The organism is Pseudomonas sp. HMWF032, assembly GCF_003060885.1.
Classification (GTDB): domain Bacteria; phylum Pseudomonadota; class Gammaproteobacteria; order Pseudomonadales; family Pseudomonadaceae; genus Aquipseudomonas.
On sequence record NZ_QAIG01000006.1, the window covers coordinates 266,874 to 273,548 of the forward strand.

A 6,675-nucleotide genomic window follows, 5' to 3' on the forward strand; every position below is an offset into this window, starting at 1 on the left:
ATGTGGGGTAATCAAGACACATACGGGGGTCGCCTTGCGCGTACCAATAACAATTCTTGCTGCGGCTTTCAGTATGACCCTCAGCGCCGAAGAACTTCGCTGGGGTTTTGCCAGCGCCGACGGCATGCCCTACGTCGACGTAAAAGAGCAGCAACTGCTCGGGGGGGTTATCTACCAACTGGGCCAATTAGCCAGTCAGAAACTGGGTTTTACCGCAGCATTTGTTGAAACCCCCAACAAGCGTATCGATGAGTACATGCAACGCGGCCGTATCCATGTCATCTGCAATAACAACCCGCAATGGATGGAGCAACCCGAGCGATATCACTGGTCTGAAGCACTCTATGATGAAGAAGACGTGCTCTTACTGAACAATCAGCACCCGCCAGTCCTCAGCCTGCATGATCTCTACGGCAAGACCATCGGCACGCAGCTGGGCTATATCTACAACGCCGACTTGATGGCTGCATTCGCTGATCAGAAAATCATGCGCCAAGACTTACGTGACCATCACGCGGGCTTCAATCTACTGATCAAACAGCGCCTGGACGCAATTATCGACATGCGCCGGCCTCTGCTCTATCAAATGGCCAAACATGCGGATGCTCCGCTGCATCTCAATGCATGGGCCGTCGAACGCTACAGCATGTATTGCACCTACAGCCCGAAACTCCCCGTCACTGCCGAACAATTGGATAAGGTTCTGAAAGATCTACGCAATCACGGAACCATCGAACAGTTACTCAAGTCCACCTGAGACATCACCCATCGGATGTAGCGCAGCACTCCCCCTTCTGGCTCAGTCAATCTCTTGCTTGCGATCTGCAAGACCCTCCACCACACCCTGCCCCGCCTGATTCTGGCCGGCACGCCATAACTCAAAATCCGCAAGTTCTTTTTGCCAGGTGCGCATGACCCAGCCCAACACAGCGAGGTCATCAACCAGACCGAAGCCCAACAACCAGTCAGGGATGGCGTCAATGGGCGTTACGAAATAAAGCAACCCTGCGATCACTGCCAGCAAGGCCTGCATATCAATGGCTCGATACTCACCGTGCCACCATGCCAAGCACAGCGCTTGCAGCAATTTGAGCTGAGCAGCCAGAGCTGTGAACCCCTTACCCAGCTTTTCACGTTTTCGGGCGACTGAAACTAACAGTACCGGTAACCGTCCGCCCTTGAGGAAACGCTTTGCCAAACGTTGGTAACGCGCAACGTTTTTCGCTGTTCTCATCGCCTTCTCCCAGCAATCCCCCATACCCATTGGGATTGCCATGGTTATCCACTAAAGCTGTGGATAACCTTGTTAACAGATTCTCGATAACCCTGGCAAACGCCCAGCCCATGCGGCCTCGCAACAGATCGGATATTTTTTGCTCACTCGAAAAATTTCCATATAAATCAATAATTTAAAAAACACAAAGAGTTTCTAGTCACGAGTTACCCGCAACTGTCGCGGGTCATCCAACAAATGTGCATAACCGTAACACCAACACAACCAAACACGCTTTTTAAGACCGCGTAGTCAAGCAAAAATGCCGAATAGATAGACCAGAAACGACAACGCCCCGTCGAGACGGGGCGCTGTGCGAAACAACCAAAAATTACTCTTGAGCAGCGGCGTCTTTGATCGCAATCAGTTCCAGATCAAACACCAGCACCGAGTTGGCTGGAATCGCCGGAGTCGGACTCTGCTCGCCATAAGCCAGTTCGCTTGGGATATAGAGTTTGTACTTCTCACCGACATGCATCAGCTGCAGGCCTTCAACCCAACCAGGGATTACGCCATTAACCGGCAGGTCAATCGGGCTGCCGCGCTCAACCGAGCTGTCGAATACGCTGCCATCAGTCAGTTTGCCTTCGTAGTGAACAGTCACTACGTCGGTGGCTTTCGGCTGAGCACCATCAGCCTTCTTCACCACTTCGTATTGCAGGCCGGAAGCAGTGGTGGTCACGCCTTCACGCTTGGCGTTGTCTTCAAGGAATTTCTTGCCGGCTTTGGCCGACTCTTCGTTCAGCGCAACCATGCGCTCTTCGGCACGTTTCTGCAGGAAGGCAAAGGCTTCGATCAGCTCTTCGTCTTTCAGGCGCTGTTCTTTCTTGCCAATGGCGTCTTCGATGCCTTGAGCAACGGCGTTGGAATCCAGGTCATCCATGCCTTCCTGAGCCAGGCTTTTGCCCATGTTCAGACCAATGCCGTAGGAGGCTTTCTGTGCTGGGGTTTCCAGAGTGATTTCGCTGGTTTGCGAATCACAGCCTGCGAGAACCAGACCTACCAGGGCGACCGCCGCGGCTAAACGATGTTGTTTCATGCTTGTTCCTTGTTCGGTGCGCCCTAGGGCAAAGGTGTGAAAGCGCGAGCTTAGCAGGCTGTCGCGATCACTGGCTACCGTGTTAGGAGACAGAAAATGCCTATAAGTTCAGATGTTTAGCTGATTATTCAGAAAGGATTTTGCGAAGTATTGCGATGTGTCACAGAGGGGATGTAGCGAGGTAAAAAATGGCGCAGCGGACGGGACTCGAACCCGCGACCCCCGGCGTGACAGGCCGGTATTCTAACCGACTGAACTACCGCTGCGCGTAACTTCAAAAAGCGAGTTTGGTGGGTGATGACGGGATCGAACCGCCGACCCTCTGCTTGTAAGGCAGATGCTCTCCCAGCTGAGCTAATCACCCTTCACTCTCGAAGTGGGGCGCATTCTAGAGAGCGATCTTCACCTTGGCAAGCCCTGTTTTAAATTTTTTTATTGATGCAGCAAAGGCTTAGCGCAGACTTGGCCTCAGGCATTAGTCAGGGGAATAATGCGCCCCGAATGCAACGCACAGGTTCGCCAAGCGGTCATAGCGCAACAGCCAGCCTGAAACAGCACCCGCACAGGGTACTGACGACTTGTGATACTTGCCGCTGCCGGCAGGTCTGTTAATGGAGACTCACCCCTTATGTGGTTTCGTAACCTGCTGGTTTATCGCCTCACCCAGGACATCCCGTTTGATGCCGAGGCACTCGAAACGGCTCTCCTGGCCAAACCGGCCCGCTCGTGCGCCAGCCAGGAGCTCAGCACCTACGGTTTTATTGGGCCCTTCGGCAAAGGTTCCGATGCGCCACTGGTGCACGCCAGCGGTGATTTCCTGCTGGTTGCCGCCCGCAAGGAAGAACGCATCCTGCCCGGCAGCGTGGTGCGGGATGCGCTGAAGGACAAGGTCGACGAAATCGAAGCCGAGCAAATGCGCAAGGTCTACAAGAAGGAGCGCGACCAGCTCAAGGATGAAATCGTGCAGACCTTCCTGCCACGCGCCTTTATCCGCAAGTCCGCCACCTTCGCCGCCATCGCCCCCAAACAGGGTCTGATCCTGGTCGACTCGGCCAGCGCCAAGCGCGCTGAAGACTTGCTGTCGACCCTGCGCGAAGCCATCGGCTCGCTGCCGGTACGCCCACTGACCGTGAAGATCGCGCCTAGCGCCACCCTCACCGACTGGGTCAAAGTGCAGCAGGCGGCTCCGGATTTCCATGTACTGGACGAATGCGAGCTGCGCGACACCCATGAAGACGGCGGCGTGGTGCGCTGCAAGCGCCAGGACCTGACCAGCGATGAAATCCAGTTGCACATGAGCGCAGGCAAGCAAGTGACACAACTGTCCCTGGCCTGGCAGGACAAGCTGTCCTTCGTCCTTGACGACAAACTGGTGGTCAAACGCCTGCGTTTCGAAGACCTGCTGCAGGATCAGGCCGAACAGGACGGTGGCGACGACGACCTCGGCCAGCAGGATGCCAGCTTCACCCTGATGATGCTGACCCTGGTGGACTTCCTTCCTGCGCTGTTTGAAGCCCTGGGTGGCGAAGAGATTCCGCAAGGCATCTAAACACCTCCGTGCAAGCGCAGAGGATTTGACCATTGATCCTCTGTGCTTGCCAGGAACCTGCCAATGTGCAAAATACTGCACAGCGTGAGGACGACCTCACCACTCCACGAGTGACCATTTCGGGACGGCCCATCTGTATTACTGATGGAGGTTTTTATGTCCTGGATCATTCTGCTGCTGGCTGGCCTGTTCGAAGTAGGTTGGGCCGTAGGCCTGAAATACACCGACGGCTTTACCCGCCCGCTCCCCACTCTGCTCACCGTAACTGCCATTATCATCAGCCTGGCGCTGCTCGGCCTGGCCATGAAGGAATTGCCGCTGGGCACTGCTTATGCCATCTGGACAGGGGTTGGCGCGGTCGGCACGGTCATCGCAGGCATCATTCTATTTGGCGAGGCGGTGACACTCATGCGCCTGGCCAGTGTTGCGCTGATTGTTTGCGGTCTGCTCGGCCTGAAACTCAGCCACTGAGTAAGTGAAACCGCATAAAAAAGCCCGCCGTTTGGCGGGCTTTTTCTATTTGGCAGACTAGCGTCGTTCACCACGCAGCGCGCCCACCTGCGCCTGCAGCAACTCGCACTTGACCGCCTCCGCCGTCACCGGCTCGCCCGCCACCAGGGTGATGCGCGACCACAGGCGCTTGAAAAATCCCTTGTGCGGATCGCGACTAAAAAAGCTACCCCAGAGACCTTGCAGCGCCATGGGAATCACCGGCACCGGGTTTTCCGCCACAATGCGCTCGATACCATTTTTAAACTCATTGAGTTCGCCATCGCTGGTCAACTTACCTTCCGGGAAGATGCACACCACCTCGCCATTGCGCAGGTATTCGGCGATTTTCTTGAACGCGGCATCGTAAACCAGCAGGTCTTCGCTGCGCCCGGCAATCGGCACGGTACCGGCGGTGCGGAAGATAAAATTGAGTACCGGCAAGTTGTAGATCTTGTAGTACATGACAAACCGTACGGGCCGACGCACAGCCCCGCCGATCAACAGCGCATCGACAAACGATACGTGGTTGCATACCAGCACCGCTGCGCCCTCATCGGGAATGATCTCCAACCCTTTGTGCTCGACCCGGTAAATCGAGTGGCTGAGCAACCAGATCATGAAACGCATGGTGAATTCGGGGACGATCTTGAAGATGTAGCTGTTGACCGCGATGTTCATCAGCGAAATGGTCAGGAACAGCTGCGGTATCGACAGTTCGGCAACGCTGAGGAATAGGATTGAGGCAATCGCCGAAATCACCATGAACAACGCATTGAGAATGTTGTTGGCCGCAATCACCCGCGCCCGCTCATGCTCCACGGTGCGCGACTGAATCAGCGCATACAGCGGCACGATGTAAAAGCCACCGAACAGACCGATGCCGAGAATCGAGCCGAGAATCCACCAGGCCTGCCCATAGCCCAGCACATCCAGCCAGGTATGTGCGACCGCAGCATCGGGGAAGCCACCGGAGAACCACCAGAGCAGAATGCCGAACAGGGTCAGGCCGATTGAGCCGAATGGCACCAGGCCGATTTCCACCTTATGCCCACTCATGCGCTCGCAGAGCATCGAGCCCAGCGCGATGCCAACCGAGAACACAGTAAGAATCAGCGTCACCACGCTTTCATCGCCGTACAGCCACTCTTTGGCATAGGCCGGAATCTGCGTCAGGTAGACCGCACCGAGAAACCAGAACCAGGAGTTGCCCACCAGCGAGCGCGAAACGGCCGGGCGCTGGCCCAGGCCCAATTTCATGGTCGCCCAGGACTGGCGCAGAATGTTCCAGTCCAACTTGAGCTGCGGCATGGCAGCGGAGGCTGCAGGAATACCGCGACTGGCCAAGTAACCCAGGACCGCTACCAGCACCACCGCCACCGCGACGATATGCGCATACGCGCTACTGGCCATGATGATGCCGGCGCCGATGGTGCCGGCGAGGATGGCCAGGAACGTACCCGTCTCTACCAAGGCGTTGCCACCCACCAGCTCCTGCTCTTCCAGGTGCTGCGGCAGGATCGAATACTTCACCGGCCCAAACAGCGCCGAGTGGGTGCCCATGGCAAACAGCACCGAGAGCATCAGCGGCAGGCTGCCGAGCAACACGCCGACCGCGCCCACCAGCATGATGAGGATTTCGGCAAACTTGATCTTGCGGATCAGCGAGTCCTTGGCGAACTTCTCGCCCAACTGGCCACCGAGGGCCGAGAACAGGAAGAACGGCAGGATAAACAGCAAAGCACAGAGGTTGACCAGCAGATCCTTGTCAGCCGTGGAGCTGATTTTGAACAGAATGACGAGTATCAGTGACTGCTTGAAGATGTTGTCGTTGAAGGCACCCAGCAACTGGGTCAGAAAGAATGGCAGGAAGCGCTTTTTACCCAGCAACGCGAATTGGGAGTGTTCGGTCATCGTCCGTGTACCTGTGTGCAGTGGCCAGCGGGTGTTGTCAGGCATTTGACTGCAAGAACACCCAACAAAGCCACAGCAATGCGCATTTTTTGCTGCATTTTCTATCAAATCAGGTGCAAGAACCTTGTGCCTACAACGGCAACTGCCCAAGCAGACCACGCAGCACGAAGAACACCAGCAAGCCGCCGCCGATGGTAGCCAGCAGATGCCGGGTCAAAGCCGCGATGACAATAGTCGTCAGCCCCGCCAGCAGATAGGCGTTGTCGAGGTTGAACGCCCACTGCTGGCCATCGGGAATCAGCATGCCGGGCAACACAATCGCACTCAGCACCGCCGTTGGCACGTAATGCAGACCCTGGCGCACCAGCGGCGGGAAACGCAGATTGGGAAAGGCAAACAGACTGTAGCGAA

The 6,675-nt window shown here is 56.2% G+C and carries 7 protein-coding genes and 2 tRNA genes; 3 read left to right on the forward strand and 6 right to left on the reverse strand.

What is annotated here, in order from left to right; translation table 11 throughout:
* The first annotated feature begins 73 nt into the window (after nucleotides 1–73).
* A complete protein-coding gene (locus DBR00_RS11040; RefSeq protein ID WP_108487470.1) occupies nucleotides 74–757 on the forward strand; it encodes an ABC transporter substrate-binding protein in 684 nt (227 codons plus the stop codon).
* A gap of 42 nt (nucleotides 758–799) precedes the next feature.
* On the opposite strand, the gene DBR00_RS11045 is transcribed toward DBR00_RS11040, so the two are convergent.
* From DBR00_RS11045 to DBR00_RS11060, 4 genes are all read right to left on the reverse strand, one after another.
* The gene (locus DBR00_RS11045; RefSeq protein WP_108487483.1) at nucleotides 800–1,234 is read right to left on the reverse strand and encodes a YkvA family protein; all 435 of its coding nucleotides are present in this window, start codon (nucleotides 1,232–1,234) and stop codon (nucleotides 800–802) included.
* Nucleotides 1,235–1,604: 370 nt separating this feature from the next.
* Nucleotides 1,605–2,312, reverse strand: coding sequence for an FKBP-type peptidyl-prolyl cis-trans isomerase (locus DBR00_RS11050; RefSeq protein ID WP_108487469.1), 708 nt, complete (start codon nucleotides 2,310–2,312; stop codon nucleotides 1,605–1,607).
* 189 nt (nucleotides 2,313–2,501) lie between these two features.
* A tRNA-Asp gene (locus DBR00_RS11055) sits at nucleotides 2,502–2,578 on the reverse strand.
* Between the two features lie 22 nt (nucleotides 2,579–2,600).
* A tRNA-Val gene (locus DBR00_RS11060) sits at nucleotides 2,601–2,676 on the reverse strand.
* A 264-nt stretch (nucleotides 2,677–2,940) separates the two neighbouring features.
* On the opposite strand from DBR00_RS11060, the gene rdgC reads away from it, so the two are divergent.
* Complete coding sequence (gene rdgC, locus DBR00_RS11065; RefSeq protein ID WP_108487468.1) at nucleotides 2,941–3,861, forward strand: recombination-associated protein RdgC; 921 nt, start codon at nucleotides 2,941–2,943, stop codon at nucleotides 3,859–3,861.
* Between the two features lie 156 nt (nucleotides 3,862–4,017).
* Entirely contained in the window at nucleotides 4,018–4,332 is a 315-nt protein-coding gene (sugE, locus tag DBR00_RS11070) for a quaternary ammonium compound efflux SMR transporter SugE (RefSeq protein WP_108487467.1), read from the forward strand.
* A gap of 57 nt (nucleotides 4,333–4,389) precedes the next feature.
* On the opposite strand, the gene DBR00_RS11075 is transcribed toward sugE, so the two are convergent.
* Both DBR00_RS11075 and DBR00_RS11080 read right to left on the reverse strand, forming a co-directional pair.
* Nucleotides 4,390–6,264 carry an MFS transporter gene (locus DBR00_RS11075; protein WP_108487466.1) on the reverse strand — a complete coding sequence of 625 codons (1,875 nt, stop codon included), beginning with the start codon at nucleotides 6,262–6,264 and terminating at the stop codon, nucleotides 4,390–4,392.
* Nucleotides 6,265–6,394: 130 nt separating this feature from the next.
* Nucleotides 6,395–6,675 (reverse strand): AzlD domain-containing protein (locus DBR00_RS11080; RefSeq protein WP_108538059.1); only part of this gene is annotated, 281 nt, incomplete at its 5' end.